This window comes from Methanocella arvoryzae MRE50, assembly GCF_000063445.1.
GTDB lineage: Archaea > Halobacteriota > Methanocellia > Methanocellales > Methanocellaceae > Methanocella_A > Methanocella_A arvoryzae.
In genome coordinates, this window is sequence record NC_009464.1 from 1,404,709 (window position 1) to 1,421,051 (window position 16,343).

Annotated in this window: 17 protein-coding genes; 6 read left to right on the top strand and 11 right to left on the bottom strand. The window is 54.0% G+C overall.

The window, feature by feature from the left end:
* Nucleotides 1–12: 12 nt before the first annotated feature.
* The 3 genes from RCI_RS07080 to RCI_RS07090 all read right to left on the bottom strand — a co-directional run bounded on the left by RCI_RS07080 (nt 13) and on the right by RCI_RS07090 (nt 3,046).
* A complete protein-coding gene (locus RCI_RS07080) occupies nt 13–1,356 on the bottom strand; it encodes an RCC1 domain-containing protein (RefSeq protein WP_012035728.1) in 1,344 nt (447 codons plus the stop codon).
* 83 nt (nt 1,357–1,439) lie between these two features.
* Entirely contained in the window at nt 1,440–2,246 is an 807-nt protein-coding gene (locus RCI_RS07085; protein ID WP_012035729.1) for an ABC transporter permease, read from the bottom strand.
* A complete protein-coding gene (locus tag RCI_RS07090) occupies nt 2,243–3,046 on the bottom strand; it encodes an ABC transporter permease (protein ID WP_081477378.1) in 804 nt (267 codons plus the stop codon). Before RCI_RS07090 ends, RCI_RS07085 begins: the two co-directional genes overlap by 4 nt.
* A 727-nt stretch (nt 3,047–3,773) precedes the next feature.
* Here RCI_RS07090 and RCI_RS07095 point away from each other — a divergent pair.
* A complete protein-coding gene (locus RCI_RS07095) occupies nt 3,774–4,163 on the top strand; it encodes a helix-turn-helix domain-containing protein (RefSeq protein ID WP_012035732.1) in 390 nt (129 codons plus the stop codon).
* Nucleotides 4,164–4,167: 4 nt separating this feature from the next.
* Nucleotides 4,168–4,593, top strand: coding sequence for a putative transcriptional regulator (locus RCI_RS07100; RefSeq protein WP_012035733.1), 426 nt, complete (start codon nt 4,168–4,170; stop codon nt 4,591–4,593).
* Between the two features lie 7 nt (nt 4,594–4,600).
* Here the strand turns inward: RCI_RS07100 and RCI_RS07105 are convergent, their stop codons facing one another.
* Nucleotides 4,601–5,107 carry a DUF488 domain-containing protein gene (locus RCI_RS07105; RefSeq protein ID WP_012035734.1) on the bottom strand — a complete coding sequence of 169 codons (507 nt, stop codon included), beginning with the start codon at nt 5,105–5,107 and terminating at the stop codon, nt 4,601–4,603.
* A gap of 701 nt (nt 5,108–5,808) precedes the next feature.
* On the opposite strand from RCI_RS07105, the gene guaA reads away from it, so the two are divergent.
* The 4 genes from guaA (at nt 5,809) to RCI_RS07125 (ending at nt 10,151) form a co-directional block, all read left to right on the top strand.
* Nucleotides 5,809–6,726, top strand: a complete 918-nt coding sequence (gene guaA / locus RCI_RS07110) for a glutamine-hydrolyzing GMP synthase (protein WP_012035736.1) — start codon at nt 5,809–5,811, stop codon at nt 6,724–6,726.
* A gap of 63 nt (nt 6,727–6,789) precedes the next feature.
* On the top strand, nt 6,790–7,977 hold the full coding sequence (locus tag RCI_RS07115) for an acetylornithine transaminase (RefSeq protein ID WP_012035737.1): 1,188 nt from the start codon (nt 6,790–6,792) through the stop codon (nt 7,975–7,977).
* Between the two features lie 201 nt (nt 7,978–8,178).
* Nucleotides 8,179–8,946 (top strand): ABC transporter ATP-binding protein, encoded by a 768-nt coding sequence (locus tag RCI_RS07120; protein WP_048198218.1) that lies wholly within the window; start codon nt 8,179–8,181, stop codon nt 8,944–8,946.
* Nucleotides 8,931–10,151 carry a SufB/SufD family protein gene (locus RCI_RS07125; protein ID WP_012035739.1) on the top strand — a complete coding sequence of 407 codons (1,221 nt, stop codon included), beginning with the start codon at nt 8,931–8,933 and terminating at the stop codon, nt 10,149–10,151. The genes RCI_RS07120 and RCI_RS07125 overlap by 16 nt, the downstream gene beginning before the upstream one ends.
* Nucleotides 10,152–10,373: 222 nt before the next feature.
* Here RCI_RS07125 and RCI_RS07130 read toward each other — a convergent pair whose 3' ends face one another.
* The 7 genes from RCI_RS07130 to RCI_RS07160 form a co-directional block, all read right to left on the bottom strand.
* Nucleotides 10,374–11,426, bottom strand: coding sequence for an AN1-type zinc finger domain-containing protein (locus tag RCI_RS07130; protein WP_012035740.1), 1,053 nt, complete (start codon nt 11,424–11,426; stop codon nt 10,374–10,376).
* A gap of 147 nt (nt 11,427–11,573) precedes the next feature.
* Complete coding sequence (locus RCI_RS07135; protein ID WP_048198220.1) at nt 11,574–12,242, bottom strand: (Fe-S)-binding protein; 669 nt, start codon at nt 12,240–12,242, stop codon at nt 11,574–11,576.
* 13 nt (nt 12,243–12,255) lie between these two features.
* A complete protein-coding gene (locus tag RCI_RS07140) occupies nt 12,256–13,419 on the bottom strand; it encodes a cysteine desulfurase family protein (RefSeq protein WP_012035742.1) in 1,164 nt (387 codons plus the stop codon).
* On the bottom strand, nt 13,412–14,113 hold the full coding sequence (locus RCI_RS07145; protein WP_012035743.1) for a GTP-binding protein: 702 nt from the start codon (nt 14,111–14,113) through the stop codon (nt 13,412–13,414). Before RCI_RS07145 ends, RCI_RS07140 begins: the two co-directional genes overlap by 8 nt.
* Entirely contained in the window at nt 14,110–14,919 is an 810-nt protein-coding gene (locus tag RCI_RS07150; RefSeq protein WP_012035744.1) for an ATP-binding cassette domain-containing protein, read from the bottom strand. Before RCI_RS07150 ends, RCI_RS07145 begins: the two co-directional genes overlap by 4 nt.
* A 314-nt stretch (nt 14,920–15,233) precedes the next feature.
* Nucleotides 15,234–15,509, bottom strand: coding sequence for a ubiquitin-like small modifier protein 1 (locus RCI_RS07155; RefSeq protein ID WP_012035745.1), 276 nt, complete (start codon nt 15,507–15,509; stop codon nt 15,234–15,236).
* Between the two features lie 22 nt (nt 15,510–15,531).
* On the bottom strand, nt 15,532–16,275 hold the full coding sequence (locus RCI_RS07160; protein WP_012035746.1) for a HesA/MoeB/ThiF family protein: 744 nt from the start codon (nt 16,273–16,275) through the stop codon (nt 15,532–15,534).
* Nucleotides 16,276–16,343: the final 68 nt, after the last annotated feature.

Here is a 16,343-nt window from a genome sequence, read left to right on the forward strand (position 1 = left end):
TTTCTGTCCGCCCTATTTTCTGATCGCCAGGTACACGATGAAGCCCATAGCGACAACCGTGATTAATAAAACTCCGATCGTCAGGACCGAGTTTCCGCCGGGCAGAGTACTGCTGACAGGCGTACTAGTAGCCTGTTCCGAAGGAGCAAGCTCAACCGGCACGGTTGCCGCCGGCTGTTCAGACGCAACAGGTTTCAGTTCAGTATTGTTAATAGCTTGCTGAGACTGCTCCTGGCCAGTGTTGAATTTGAAATCAAGCTTCGATACTCCCTGTTTCGTACATTTATAGATGTTTCCATCACGGTCGACCATCGAGGAGCCACTGATCAGCACGATATCTTTAACCGGCACACGCCACGGCCTATTAACATCCTCAAGCGAACCATCGCCTATCTGCCCCCCATAATTAGCCCCCCAGGACCACACACTGCCATCACCGCAAAGAGCGACAGAATGGCCGTTACTTACGTCAATAGCTACCACGTCAGCTAATCCGGGAACCTGAACCGGAGTACGGGTATTATAGCAATCAGGAGTATCATAGGCTGAAGAGTTAATGCCCAGCGCCCCACGCCAGTCACTACCCCACGCCCACACAGACCCATCGTTCTTTAACAGGAGCGCATGGCTCCCCCCGATGGAAAGGGACTTGACATCAGTAAAGCCCGGGACTAAAACAGGCGTCCTCGCGACACCGACTTTATACCCATGTTGGGATGACAACACCGAACTTCCAGCGCCCCACGCCCACACGGTCCCGTCGTTCTTCACCGCAAACCCATTTTGGCATCCTGTAGCGATAGCCTTTACATCACTCAAGCCTTCGACCTGTACAGGAGATGAAGCATAGCTAAAATCCCCCATGGGAATTGCTTCGGTCCCCAGTTGTCCACGATCGTTCATGCCCCACGCCCATACTGTCCCATCATCTTTTAATGCCAGAGCGGTCTGTGGCGAGGCTGCAATAGCAATGACATTTGTTAAGCCCGGAACCGGCTCAGGTTTCCAGAAGTCGTCGGAAGCGTCATACGCAGTGGGTATCCCCCTGCCAAGCCCGCCTCCTGTATTACTGCCCCAGGCCCAGACTGTGCCGTCGGACTTCAGTGCCAATGACGTTGAACATAACCTGGCAGATACTGCCGTGATATCCGACAGGCCGGCAACCATCACAGGACAATTAGCATCGATGTTATTTTCATGGATGTCAGGGCTGCACTGACCGTAAGAGTTACTTCCCCACGCCCACACCGTCCCATTGGAGAGAACTACCAGTTCATGGATATCGCTTGTACTAATATCCACGATATCGTCGGACGGGGCTGCTGTACAGCAAGATACAGAACTTAACGTGAACACGATTAATAGCAGTAGGGAACACCCGATTCTCGTCCTGTTGTAGTTACAATCGATCTTTATAAGTCAATCCCCCTAAATCACTTTCAAATATCATCCCTACTGAACAACCAGCTAGATATCAACACTAAAAGTAGTATCTCTACGATCATTAAAATTATCAGAGGAAGCGAGCCGTGTAGCCAGGACTCGAATGAACATACTGTCTCAAATATAAATGCTTTCCCATCTGCTTCGAGTACCGTAATGTATAATTGTTTTGGTACGACGTACCGTACGATCCCTCGCAATGACTCGGGGGGTACAAAATACCATTCCAAACATAAAAATGCCCCAGAGTATATTAGTACTGAAAGCAAATTTTTAAACAATACGCCGATCAGCATCGAAATACCCAAAGTCATCTCACAGGAAAGAAATAGTACAAATATGTATGAGGATACCCGGAGAATCAGATCCTCGGTGGAGAACGGGGCCCGGTACAGTATGATTTGCGTCGATACGCATAGTAATATTAAAGTAATAATGATAAATAACAGCAGTAAAGATAAGCCCAAATATTTTCCCATAAAGATATCTCTTCTGTAAAGTGGCTTAGGTATCAATATCCTCAAAGACCCGTTCGTCCGCTCTTCCGTGATAGTCAGCAATCCGATAAACAAGGAGAGAATGGACATTAAAATTGATGTTTCGAAAAGCGGATTACTCATTCCTACAGAGAAAAAATGATCATTGCCATCATCTACATGCAGATCAATCCCCGGGATAATAATGGCATTGGCGGCGGCGTTGAGTAGTATTATAAACATAATTAAACCGGTAATGCAGAGCACTAGCGGTTCCCTCAGCGTATCCTGCATCTGGTGACATGCGACCATCAGCATTTCTTTCATGAGATATCCCTCCGGATGAACATGGTATAACATAAAAACATGAGAATAACTACGAAAAGTAAAAGTCTGGTCATGTCCCCCCAGCAAGAGCTTAAAACACTATCTATATCGACAGAAGCATCAAATAGCCCACTGGAGACCAAGCTTGAGAGTGATGTTGACGGAGAAAAGTTACGGATGTGATCATATAAGCCATTGTCGCCAAGAATAGTTACAATATTACAGGCAAAACTGACCGATGGCTCGATCACATCGAGGAATATAAACATAACCATCGTAGATAGCAGTGCAACTCCTGGCCTCCTTATCAGAATTGAAAGTAAAATGGAGAGAGCCATGTAAAACATGGCATCCAGAACTACCACAATTAAAACAATTGGCAGCCGTAAAACATAATCATACAAAGCACTGCCCACGGCATCGCCCCCTAAGATGAGCAATACCGCAGTATAAATGGCGATTACAAGGCAAAACACCATCATGAGAAAAATCATACATGCAAGCATTTTCCCATTGATAATAGTATCCCGGAACACAGGCTTGGTAACTAACGTATTAAGGGCCTTACCAGTTTTTTCGACCGACATCGAGAAAAACCCAATCACTATAGCAAAAATGCTACCATATGACATTATATCATAGGATAGCTGATTTAGCATGACACCTGAAACTTCTACTTTTTCTGTAGACGGCCGTATTTGATCCAGGGTATACATGGACGACAAAACAATCACGCACATAAATGCTAAAATTATAGTAATGACACTACCGTTACCTATCAACTCATAAAAATCTTTCATTGCAATAGTAAATATGTTGGACATAACAATACCGAAAAATAATAAAAGAAAAGTTTAGTTTAACCTAGTAGTCATTGGATCTGTTTCAGTATTACTCGACATGTATTTATGAGTCCTCACGACATTAAGATTATCTCCCCACAGCTGCCATGATACTTCCGTACCATAACTATCCCGGTAACCAAGTGTATACTCCGTGGCCGTGTAGGTGTTCCCACTATATTTTATATAGGACTTAACATTTTGACTTGGCGCATATGAACAATAGTGGTGTTTAAAATCGTACCAGTTGAGATGATCTCCGCTGTTAAAATTAACTTCCTGATAACTCGAATTTGAAGTCCATTTAGCAATATTATCCGTGTCAAGACGAGATTGGGCACTCAATATACCAACATCGCTCGCATATGCGGGTGCTACCATTGCGATCATAAGACCGCACAGTACCAAAGGTATAAGGTATTTGTATTTCATAGGTTCTATCCTACTATTTGGAGTTCATGGGCATGTTGATTTATCGGAATGACTGCATGCCCATGATAAATAAAAGACATTCTAATATATAAACCCTCGAAACCTACATTGTAGGCGTAGTTGTAAAAAAGCCAAAACAATACTAGTGCTATCGATTTTTGACTTATATAAAAATATGCCGAAGAACTATAATTAACGGATTGTGACAGAGCGCTTATATAATAATACCTCGTGACCCCGTATGGTGGTATACATGGAGAAAAAGCTAAAAATGGACCATGTTATGTCAGCGATTATAAAGAGCATGGTCCGCTTCAAAGTCCTAGTTTTTCTGGCCAGCCACCCGCGCGAGGAATTCGACGCCCCCAATATGGCGCACAGGATACGATCAGCTAGCGAGAACGTAACCGGCGCTCTGGAAGGGTACGAGAAAAGGTATAGCAAGGCTCTTTCCCTTGTCAGCCTGGGACTCGTCACTTACAGAGAAAAAGAACCGGGAACAAGAGTGTACAAGATCACGCCTGAGGGTATCGCGTTTGCTGAGAAGGTAAGGCGGGACAACCGCGACGCGACGGTAAAATTATCGTTCGTCTGCATAGAGGAAAACGGCAGCAGCGTTATTCGATCAAGGATAGAATGGTAAGGATATGGACGATGAATCCAGGCTCTGGCGCAAAATCAGGTCGGTCCACGAGTGTAAAAGCCGTGACATAGTCCTTGATTTTCTCCACGCGAACATGGAAAACGCTTACCATCCTATAGCTATTATAAAGTCGACAGCCTTAAAACGCCCCCATGTGATAGGAGCCCTGGAAGGTGGGGCGGGAGGCATGGAAAGTAGATGTAGTCTGGTCAGCCAGGGCATGGTAAGCCGGGAACTCTCCTCGCAAGGCCCGGCGCGATACAGGATCACTCCCCCTGGTATCGCCATTGTCGAATTTTTAACAGGATATTACGAATATCGGGAAAATGCATTTTTAGGGAGCAGTCTATGGCACTACTGGCTGAGGTTGAAAGTAAAGAAAGAACTGGGAGATTTGACCATGTTGGTTAAAGAATTTGGTGCTCTATGAAGATAAGTTATCTCAGTTCCCGTAAGTCGACGTAAGTCAGATCATACCGCCCGGCGAGCACCGAAGCAAGTATTGATCGGTGACAGCCTTTCGGATCGGCCTCGTAGCACATGAGCGCAGTTTTGCTTTGAGTGATCAGGCCATGCAACGCCTCAAGCTCTGCCCCTTTAGAAACAATATGCCGGCGGTAGCTTTCATTAATATCCTTATCCGGCAGGTCATTCTTCCTGAACACGTTGCCGACCGACGGCATCGATACATACTGGATCTCGTACCCGTAAAAACGGCTGAGCTCCGGCAGCCTTTCCCCCAGCACGGCCTTGCGATAATCCGGCACCTGCGACCACGGCGCCTCCCGGACGTCCACCAGGCAGTGCACGCCGTTATCTTTTAACAGCAGAAATAGGTCTTCCAGGCTCAGGCGCTCATATCCTACGGTATAGAAGTCCGGCTCGCTGCCGAGGGCTCCCAGCTTTGATTGTACCTGCCTCTTCTTCTCTGTCGTGAGTACCACAGCCGTAGATGTCTACTGAGGTAAAATCGTCCTGGAATATATATAGAGTACTGGTAGCCGTTTGCTCGAAAGCGTTCAATTCTCTGAATTCGCTGCCAGAGTAAAGTCGAAGGCTGCGGTGCGACTGATCATAGATTCCCAGTGTTCCCATGCCGGGAGTGTAATCAGTGGTACCAGGGAAAATGGGAGGTTGGGGAGTGCCCGGAGATCAGGGAGACTTTTTCAAACTGGGAGGTCAGGGAGGTCAGGAGGTCTGAGAGGAGGAAGGTGAGTGCCCGGAGGATTAGAGAGGATAAACCGGCTGTCAGGAATCGCCTTGAGAACGCCTGCCATGGCAGGCGTTCAAAAGGCGAATATCAATGCAAAGGAACTGTTTAAAAATTTTTAGGATAGTCAGGTACCTTTTACACGAAGTACACAAGGTACACAAAGTACACGAAGTTTTACGATAAGATCATATTACAGCATGCCATTTTTACCGTACTTCGTGTACTTCGTGTACTTCGTGTACTTCGTGTAAATCGTACGGGCACTCATACAAAACATTTCAGTAACGACTCATTATCGAGCCGTCGATGGTCCTGCTATGAGGTGCCATGCCATGTTTTCAAAGCCCGTCGCAGGCCTTAGGGCCTCTGAGCGCACGCAGATACTTTTAAATACTGAACGTCCTAATTTCAGCAATCAAACGGAGTATAATCATGGTGGACGCGAACGCATTTATCGATGAGGCCATCGCGGATATTAAGCTAAAAGTTGGAAACGGCAAGGCGCTGATAGCGCTGTCCGGAGGAGTAGACAGCTCCGTGTGCGCCATCCTCGCGCACCGGGCGCTGGGCGACCGCCTCATTCCGGTGTACGTGGACACCGGGCTGATGAGGAAGGGAGAGACCGACCGCATCAGGGAGATCTTCAAGTTCATGAACCCGCACGTCGTGGACGCCAGCGACAGGTTCTTTAATGCATTAAAGGGCGTCACCGACCCCGAGGCCAAGAGAAAGATTGTGGGCGAGATGTTTATCAGGGTCTTTGAAGACGTCGTCAAGGGCCTCGAGGTGGACTTCCTCATCCAGGGCACCATCTACCCCGACCGGATCGAGTCGGAGGGAGGCATCAAGTCCCACCACAACGTAGGCGGGCTGCCCTCGGTCACCGAGTTCAAGGGCATCATCGAGCCGCTGCAGGATTTATACAAGGACGAAGTCAGGGAAGTCGCCAGGGCGCTGCCGCTGCCCGAGGAGATATCGGAGCGCATGCCTTTCCCCGGCCCCGGCCTGAGCGTAAGGGTCATAGGCGAGGTGACCAGGGAGAAGATCGCCGTCGTCAGGGAAGCGAACGCGATCGTAGAGCAGGAACTCGTCCACCAGTTCAAGCCCTGGCAGTGCCTGGCCGCCTTACTGGAGAAGGGCACCGGCGTCAAGGGCGACAACCGCTGCCACGGCTGGATCATCGCCGTAAGAGCGGTGGAATCCAGAGATGCCATGACAGCTAATCACATGGAATTACCATGGGAGACGCTCAATAAGATATCATCGAGGATCACGTCCGAGATCCCCTCGGTGGCCCGGGTAGTATATGATATTACGCCCAAGCCTCCCGCGACCATAGAGTTCGAGTAAAAATCCACGGAGAGTGTTCCACCTCAGTATTATCAATTCACATAGTAAAAGAGTGAACCGGAAATGAAGAATTCAGTACTTGGCAGAGCCTTCGGGGAGGAGGCTGTCTCGAAAGACGCAAAGTACGTCTTTCAGACCTATGGGCGCCAGCCCATTGTGATCACCAGGGGCCAGGGTGCCCTTGTGTGGGACGCGGACGGCCGCGAATACATCGACTGTGTCGCAGGCATCGCGGTCAACAATCTGGGCCACTGCCACCCGCGCGTCGTCGCCGCCATCAAGGAGCAGGTGGAGCGGCTGATCCATACATCTAACCTGTATTATAACGACCTCCAGCCGGTGCTCGCCGAAAAACTGGCGAAGCTGTCGGGCATGGACAAGGTCTTCTTCGCCAATTCGGGCACCGAGTCCATCGAGGCAGCCCTGAAGCTCGCCCGGAAGGAGACGGGTAACAAGGGCTTCATCGCCGCAGAGCACTGCTTCCACGGCAGGACGATGGGCGCTTTAAGCATCACGCACAAGGAGAAGTACAGAAAGCCTTTCGAGCCCCTGGTCCCCGGAGCCAGGTTCGTCCCCTACGGGGATGCCGAGGCGATCAGGAATACGATGGATGCAGACACGGCAGCCGTCATCCTCGAGCCCGTGCAGGGCGAGGGCGGAGTCAACATCCCCGATAAGGACTATCTCAAGGAAGTCAAGAAGATCTGTGACAAAGCCGGCGTCGTCCTCATCTTCGACGAGGTCCAGACTGGCATGGGCCGGACCGGCAAGTGGTTTGGTAAGGACCACTTCGGCGTCCAGCCCGACATCATGTGCGTGGCCAAGGGCATCGCGGGCGGCTTCCCCATGGGCGTCATGATGGCGACTGACGAGATGGCGAAGGCATTCGGCAAGGGCGACCACGCGTCCACCTTCGGCGGCAGCCCGCTGGCCTGCGCCGCGGCGCTGGGCACCATCCAGGCAATGGAAGAAGAAAAGCTGGTCGAGCGCTCCGCGGAGATGGGCGAGTACATGCGCAAGCAGCTGGAGAAGTGCTGCAAGCAGGACTTCGTCGACCACGTCAGGGGCCTCGGCCTCATGATCGGCGTCCAGCTCAAGAAGGACGGCAACTCCTTAGTAGCCCCGGCCCGGGAGAAGGGCGTGCTCATCAACGTGGCATCCGACACCGTTATCAGAATGGTGCCGCCGTTCGTGATCACGAAGGAACAGGTCGACCGGGTCGCAAAGGTCGTCGGCGAGCTTACCCTATAAAGGTAAGTTCCTGGCACCACCCTTTTTATTTTTAGGTTCTTCTCCGAATCTCGGATAATAATTCATGGCGGTAAGCGAAAGGTATAAACAATCGTTAACTTTTTTGCGGCCTCGCCCATCGCATCCGGCCATCGGACGGCCATCGGACACGGAAAGTTTTAAAGGAAAACAGCCAGTATTCCTTATCAAAACTTGTATTTTATGGACGGGACCCTAATGCTCAGTATTGAAAACTTAACCGTCGAGGTGGATGACAAGCGCATCCTCAACGGCGTCAACATGTCCATCCGCGAGGGCGAGACCCACGCCCTGTTCGGGCCCAACGGGACAGGCAAGAGCTCGCTTCTCTTCACCATCGCAGGAATTCCGAAGTACAAGGTTACTGATGGAAAGATCTACTACAAGCGAAAGGATATCACCGACGCGCCCATGGACGAGAGGGCGAAGCTCGGGATCGGCATCCTGTTCCAGCACCCGCCAGTCATCCGGGGCGTCAAGCTCAGGGACATGGTCAGGATTAGCATGGAGTCGAGAAACCCTGGCAAGAAGATCACGGACGAGGAGATCGCCGGCCTCGCCAGAAAGCTGAACCTCGAGTCCTTCCTGGACCGGGACGTCAACTCAGGATTCTCGGGCGGCGAAATCAAGCGCTCGGAACTTTTGCAATTGCTGGCTCAGCGCCCGGAGTTTGTCATGCTGGACGAGCCGGACAGCGGCGTCGACCTGGTCAACATCGGCCTCGTCGGCAACACGATCAACGAGTTGCTGGAGAAAGAGAAGAAGACTATGGAACGGACCAAATCAGGGTTGATCATCACCCACTTCGGCAACATCCTGGACTTCGTCAAGGCTGACAAGGCCTACGTGATGATGAAGGGTAAGATGCTCTGCCAGGGCAACCCGGTCGAGCTGCTCGACGACATCAGGAAGAACGGTTACGGAGAGTGCATGTCATGCATGAGGAGATAATCAGGCGCGCCCAGGCGGCCATCAACAAGAAGCCGGCCTACGGCAACGACATCGACCTGGAGGCGTACCTGGAGCAGGTCCCGCCCAGGGAGAAGATCACCTCGCTGGGAGAGCTCGCGAAAGGGGTCCAGGAGAGGGCTATCCATGCCGGCGTGGACGCATCGATGAAAGACAGGTCCGGCTCGTTCTTCATGCACGACCAGACCGTCATCCACACGACCACCATGCAGGAAGGGCTGGAGATCATGGACATCAACGACGCCCTGAAAAAGTACGACTGGCTCCAGGACTACTATTTCAAACTGGTACAGCCCGACCAGGATAAATTTACTGCATACAGCGCCACCCACCCGGTCGCCGGGTACTTCCTCAGAGCCCTGCCGGGAGCTAAGATCGTGTTCCCGCTGCAGGCGTGCCTGTACATGGGCCGGGAAGGCATGATCCAGAACGTGCACAACATCATCATCGCCGAGGAGGGCAGCGAATTCCACATTATCTCAGGCTGTACTTCTGATACGCACGTCACCAGCGGCCTGCACGTCGGCATCTCCGAGTTCTACGTCAAGGACAACGCCAAGCTGACCTTCACCATGGTCCACAACTGGGCGGAGAAAGTCGTCGTCCGCCCCCGGTCTGCGACTAAGATGGGCAAGAATGCGGTGTTTATGAGCAACTACGTCTGCATGACGCCCGTAAAGGACATCCAGATGTACCCGGGCACAGTCATGGAAGGCGAGAACAGCATCGCCCGGTACAACACCATCGTTTACGCGTCACCCGGCTCCCACTTTGACCTCGGCTCAAAAGCCATTCTCAAGGCTAAGGGCTGCAGAGCAGAACTCGTCGCGAGGACCATCGCCAAGGACGGCGGCTATGTCGCCTCCCGCGGCCTCATCCAGGGCGACGTGCCCGACACGAAAGCGCATCTGGAGTGCCACGGCCTCCTTCTCGGCAGCGGCGGCGTCATCTACGCAGTGCCAGAACTGCTCGGCCACGTCCCGGGCGTCGACCTCAGCCACGAGGCGGCAGTGGGCAAGATCGCCGAAGAGGAGATCCAGTACCTCATGTCCCGCGGCGTCGACGCCGACACTGCGACGGCGCTGATCGTCAGAGGCTTCCTCGACGTGGACGTCAAGGGCTTACCGCCACAGCTCCAGGCCGAGATGAAGAGGACGATTGAGTTAGGCGAAAAGTCGATGATGTAATCGTACAGGGGAGCTAATCCCCTGTAAACTCTTTTAACTTTAATACTCGGCCCCGGGAGGCCTCGATTTTAAATCGCAAAGTCGCAAGGACGCAAGGACGCAAAGTCTGCTACAATTAGTATCTGTTATCTTAGCGCCCTTGCGCCTTTGCGCCTTTGCGAACTAAGAACAAGGCGGCCTGTCGCCGAGCAATCCCGGACTTTTCAGGCCCGACGGACGAACTTACCAGTACACATTAATCTTCTTCACTGTCCCAGAGGGATAGTAGAAGGGCCCGATCTCGGCCTTCTTTGCATTTAGTACATCGCTTCGGGACTTGAGGACTAAGGCCATCTGATTGAGCTCCATTCCGGGCTCGGCGATGCCCTGGTTGTAGTTCTTCGCCAGCCGGTTGTACTCTTTCAGTTCATGAATGTAGTCGAGGTACTTTTGCCGGTATCCTGAATAGAAGGAGTAGTCAGTACCCGCTGCATAGTCGAGATCGATCTCGTTGAACTCCCTGCCTTCGACCACGTAGGCGATCCGGTCTCCCGTGGAGCCCTCGTAGATAGAGGATGCATCGACATATACCAGGCCTTTGTCTACCGTGTTGAAGATGTTCAGGCCGTGGCCCATGTCAGGCGCTCCAGGCGGAGAGAGAAGGTTGCCCGAGCCGTCGTCGTAGATGCTGTAGTCGATGCTGTCGCCGTAGAACTCGACACCGACGAAACCGGCCTTGATCCCTTGTGCTTCGGCGTTGTCGTGCAGCCTCCTGGCGAAGTCGGCGCAGGTCCACCCTGGGCTCACGTACTTCATCGAGCTGGTGTCGTCGGCTTTCAGGAACCGGACGAGCTCGTCGTATGTCGGATCCACCGCAGAGCGGTTGTTGGCCAGGACGACCTGGACACCGGTGGTGTTCTGGACAGGCAGCGTCACGTACGTAATGGTCGTCCGGGCGTCGATGTAGCCGATGAGGAGGATGAGGGCGGCCAGAAGGGACATTGCGATGATGGCCAGAGCTAGAACTTTGATGCCCAGGAAAGACCAGCGGATGATCGCCGGACGACTGGTGCTCTGGTTATCCGGCACCTCTGCCTGAGAGCTCGCGGCCGCCATACCCGGCTTCTCGACGGTGCCTGCCTCGACCTGCTGTTTGTAGCTCGACAGGCCAGGGCATTTGTGATCCTGCGGACGGCGGTGCCTCTCGCAGAAGACCATGCCGCAGTACTTGCACTTATACAGCAGCAGGTCACTGCCGCATTCGTGGCAGGAATCGCTCCCCTTACTTGACCCCATAAATAATAGATGATAGCTGTCCGATGGTATAAAACGGTTTGGTTCCGGCTTCGTTCAGAGATATCCGGCCATATGGAAGAGTGAAGGGGAGGCTGCAGTTATTTTATTTTCCGGGAGTCACCCCGGATAGAAAAATAAAATGGCGGCTTAGCCGATCATTATGCCCTCAATTCTGACCCGCACGCCCTCTTTGGTGCGGCTCATGAAGATCACCATGCCGCTGTGCCGCCACTGGAGCATGCACCGCCGGGGCAGGTACCAGTAGCGCATGCCGATCTGGAGCTCTATGCCAGGATCTTTGACGATGCCCTCGTAGGCCTGTGCTGAGTAGTACCCGAGGTTTTTCACGGGCTTACCCCGGCTGGCCAGCGGACCGGTGACACACCACACTATGACGCCGGTCCGGGGATCAACGTCCATGACCACTCCGCTGTGTGTGACCGGGCAGCCGCACGACATGCCCAGCGGCCTGCCGATCAGTATGTCGCCTTTCTTAATCACCAGTTCCCGGGTAAGTATCGGGTTGTGGGGTATGATCGTTTCCCTCGGCCCGGGGTCTTCGGGAAAGGCGTCTAAGACAAAGTCGTACTCCCTGCCCAGCGAATCCTTGCCTGCGGCCACGAGGTTTGACGAGGGACACTCTCCGCACTGGCCCGAAGATCCTCTCGCTGTGGGTGCTCTGGTGATCTGGACGCAGCGTTTACGCTCACCCGGCTTCTGCTCGAGGATATGTGCGAACTCCTCGCAGGTCTTTGCCCCGCACAGGCCACAGTCGAGGCCTGGCAGTTCCATCTTTTCGACTATGTTGTCACTCATGTAATAATCCACCTCAGATTAGCGATGATATGGACTTCAGCGATCTTGCGGCCTTCGGCAGCACTTCCAGCAGGTAGTCGATCTCCTGGTCGGTGTTAAACCGCCCGGGTGTGATTCGCAGGGCCCCTCTAGCCTCCAGTGGGTTCAGGCCGATGGCGGCGAGCACGTGGGAGTGGGTGCCCGTGCCGGACGAGCAGGCCGAGCCGGTGGAGACGGCGATGCCTTTCTCGTCCAGCCCCAGCAGCAGCTTGATCGCTTCGCCCTCGTAGCCGTGGAAGCCCAGGTTCACGTTGTTGGGGAGCCGGAGCGACCTGTGGCCGTTCAGGTAGGCGGCCTCAATCTCTCCCAGCACCGTATCGATGATCCTGTCTCGCATGCGGGCGAGCCTGCTGCTCTCGCCCTCCATCGACCCGACGACCAGCTCTGCGGCGGTAGCGAAGCCGACGATGGCAGGCACGTTCTCGGTGCTGCTGCGCAGGCCGTGCTCGTGGCCGCCGCCGTGCTGCCATGCCTCGATGCTGACTCCGTCCCCGACGACCAGCGCTCCGACGCCCTTGGGGCCGTAAATTTTGTGGGCGTTGAGGGTGATCAGGTCGAAGGCTCCTGCGTCCACCGGGATTTTACCGAAAGACTGGCAGGCATCTGTATGGAACGGCACACCCTTCTCCCGGCAGATGGCGCTGATCTCCTCGACAGGCTGGACGGTGCCGATCTCGTTGTTGGCATGCATCACTGAAACAAGGATGGTGTCGGGCCGGACAGCCCCGGCCACGTCATCCGGGTTTACCAGCCCCGCCCGATCCACCGGGAGATACGTGACCTCGAAGCCCTGCCGTTCCAGCCACTGGCAGGAGTGGAGGATGCAGTCGTGCTCTATGGCGGTAGTAATGATATGCCTGCCTCTGCGGCGGCTGGCGTATGCCACGCCTTTGAGCGCCAGGTTGTTCGATTCTGTGCCTCCCGAGGTGAAGACGACGGACTCCGGCCTGGCGCCTATAGTTCCTGCCAGCCTCTCCCGGGCTTCCTCGACAGCATCCCGGGCTGCTCCCCCGAAGGAGTGCAGGCTGGACGGGTTGCCGTAAGCCTCCATAAAGTAGGGAGCCATAGCTTCGAAAACCCGGGGGTCCAGCCGGGTGGTCGCAGAGTTGTCGAGGTAGATCTTCCCCGTCTCACTCACCCCGGTAGAACATGTCGCCCTCCAGGGGGCGGAGGACGCCGAAGTGCTGTCTCCAGCCGATCTCCTTCTTGCCCACGCAGATGGTGCAGGTCCCCACGGGCGGATTACCTTTCAGGTACATGGGGTGCTTGAGCTCGGGAGATGCCTTGATGCTCTTGAGGATGCGGTCGACGCCGATGCCGTAGAGCGCGTTGGTTTCCACCACGTTCATGCCCGGGGAGGTCTCGAGGATTCGGGCCCGGAAAACTTCTCGCTCCGCCTGCGATACCAGGTCGATCTTGGTCACCACGGCCAGATCGGCAAGGGATAACATCGGGCCTATCTTCCTGGGCAGGTTCATGCCGCTGGTCGCCTCCAGCACGACTATGCCCAGTGCTCCCTCTATGTAGGGTGAGCACCGGAAGCACAGGCCGGCGGTCTCCACGATGAGGAAATCGGCTTGCTCTTCCTCGGCCCATTCCACTGCATCGCCGAGCACCATGACGTTGCAGTGGTCGGGGCACAGTTCGCCGGAGTAGACCTTTTTCACCGGTATGCCGAACTCGGCCTTGAACAGCCCGTCCTCGTCCGCGTACTGGACGTCTACCTTGAGGTACGCCAGTTTGAAGCCTTCCTTAAGCAGCTTCCTGATCACGTGCTTCAGCACTGTAGTCTTGCCGCTTGTAGGCGGCCCGGCACAGATCACGCCCCTCATGCTCCCTCCACGTACCCGATTGCCCGCATCCGCCGGGCCATCTCACCGGTTGTGAGCCTCCCGCCTGCGCGGACGATGCTGCGGAAATCGAGCAGCAGGTCATCGATCTTCTTGATCTCCCCTACGACAGCCTTCTCCTCCTCGTCAGTGACGATAAGCTCTCGCATGGCACCGTTGCCTATGACGATGCGGTAGTCTGACATCAGAGCGATGCGGGGGTCATGGGTGACGAAGACGAAGATTTTACGGTATTTTCGCAGCAGCTCGAGCGCTTTCGTCCGGTGGATGCCGGCGTTCTCGATCTCGTCCAGCAGGATGATCGGAGCGTTGCCGATGATCACGGCGTCCGCGATGAGAAGCGACCGAGTTTGCCCTCCCGAGAGCTCGGTCATCGCGCTCTGCAGGTTAAGCGGCTCGCCGGTCAACTGGTTGGCGAACTCCAGTGTTTCCTTCACCAGCTGTTCAGGGTTCCCGCTCTGGCGCACCCCGGCGTGGATACGCAGGAACTCGCCTACGGGCAGGTCCGATAAAAAGTTGGTGTGCTGTGAGATGAGCGCAATCGGATTTCGGGAAGGGTCCGACAGGAATTCCTCCGGCCGGGCCTGCCCGTTGATCAGTATCTTTCGCCCCGACGGCGTATCTCCGTCGGCAAACAGCTCGAGGTCGTTGATCAGCGTCGTCTTGCCGCAGCCGGTCGGCCCGACGATGCTCACGACGTCTCCCATGCGGAACTCAACGGCCGACAACGGCTCGGGCTTTCCATCTTTTCCCGTGCCGCCGCGAATTGTAATTGTATCTATGTCCATGTCACATCCTCCGGTCAGGTATAACGATCGTGAATCGAGGCATCTATCGATTGTTATCCTGGTTGGAGATAAAAGTTACCATAGTTTGTCCAATAAAATTTGTATATTAACACAATAGGGATATTATTATGTACATGTAGGACGATGAAAAGGGCGGAAAGCTGCCAATGGGGATGGCTGGCAAAAAACGGACCTTTGCGACCGGTGAAGAAGGTAAAAATAGAGAACGTAACCAGGACAGGAGCCCGCGGCACCTGCCTGGTTCAAAAGAATTTATCCCTGATCGGGCATATCCAGCCCGGAATACCCTTCGCTCAGCCACCAGATACAGGCGGAAAGAGAGCTATCTCATCGCCGTCTTTGATCTTTGCGGTGAGGCCTTCCTCGCCTTTAACTGTCTGGCCGTTGTGCAGCACGTTCACGTACGGTTTCAACGCTCCATCCTGAAACAGCAGTGGCTCAATATTGGGGTACTTTGTCACCAGGCCTTTGATCACGGCCTTTACACTATCGCCCTCAGGCGAGATCTCGACTTCTTTCTGTTTCGTAGCTTCCCGGAAGTTGGCGAACAGCTTGACTTTGATCTTCATGACAGATTCTCCGTGACAGTGATTATTTGCCTCCGCATGCGGGGCACTTCGGGTTCTTGCATACTTTAATCTCGTGGAAGTCCATATATTCTCCGTCGTACACCAGCAGGCGCCCCTCCAGCGGGGATCCGAAGCCTGCTGCAACTTTTACAGCTTCAGTGGCCTGCAGCGTGGCCAGTACGCCGGGCGTGGCGCCGAGCACCGGGAACACTTCTTTAGGAGGCGCATGGGGGAAGATGCATTCCAGACACGGCGTTTTGCCGGGCACTATGGTGGTGATACGGCCTTCCAGTCCCCAGATAGACGCGTGTATGAACGGTATGTTATATTTCAGGGCGGCCCGGTTCAGCAGGAACCTGGTCGGGAAATTGTCCATCGCGTCAAGGATGAGATCGTGACCTTTCGTCAGGTCGTATACGTTGTTCTCGCTGATCGTTCCCTCGAACCCTTCCACCTCGATCTGCGGGTTGATCTGCCGCAGCTTTTCCAGGGCGCTCCTGATCTTGGGATCGCCCACGTTCTTATCCCAGTGCAGTATCTGCCGGTTCAGGTTGGAAAGGTCGACGACGTCCATGTCGGCGATGGTGATATGGCCGAAGCCCGCCACAGCCAGGTAAGTGGCCAGCGGGCTGCCCAGGCCTCCGGCCCCCGCTACGAAGACTCTGGTGTTTTTCAGCTTCTTCTGTCCGGCTTCGCCGAAACCGCGTATGAGCATCTGGCGGTGATAGCGCTTACGATCGTAGTCAGTTAGCTCCTTGTCAGTCATAGTTCTCCTCGCTGATTGCGATTAGAATGGTAATTAGTATCAAGTATATCAGGCCCGTGATCGAGGCA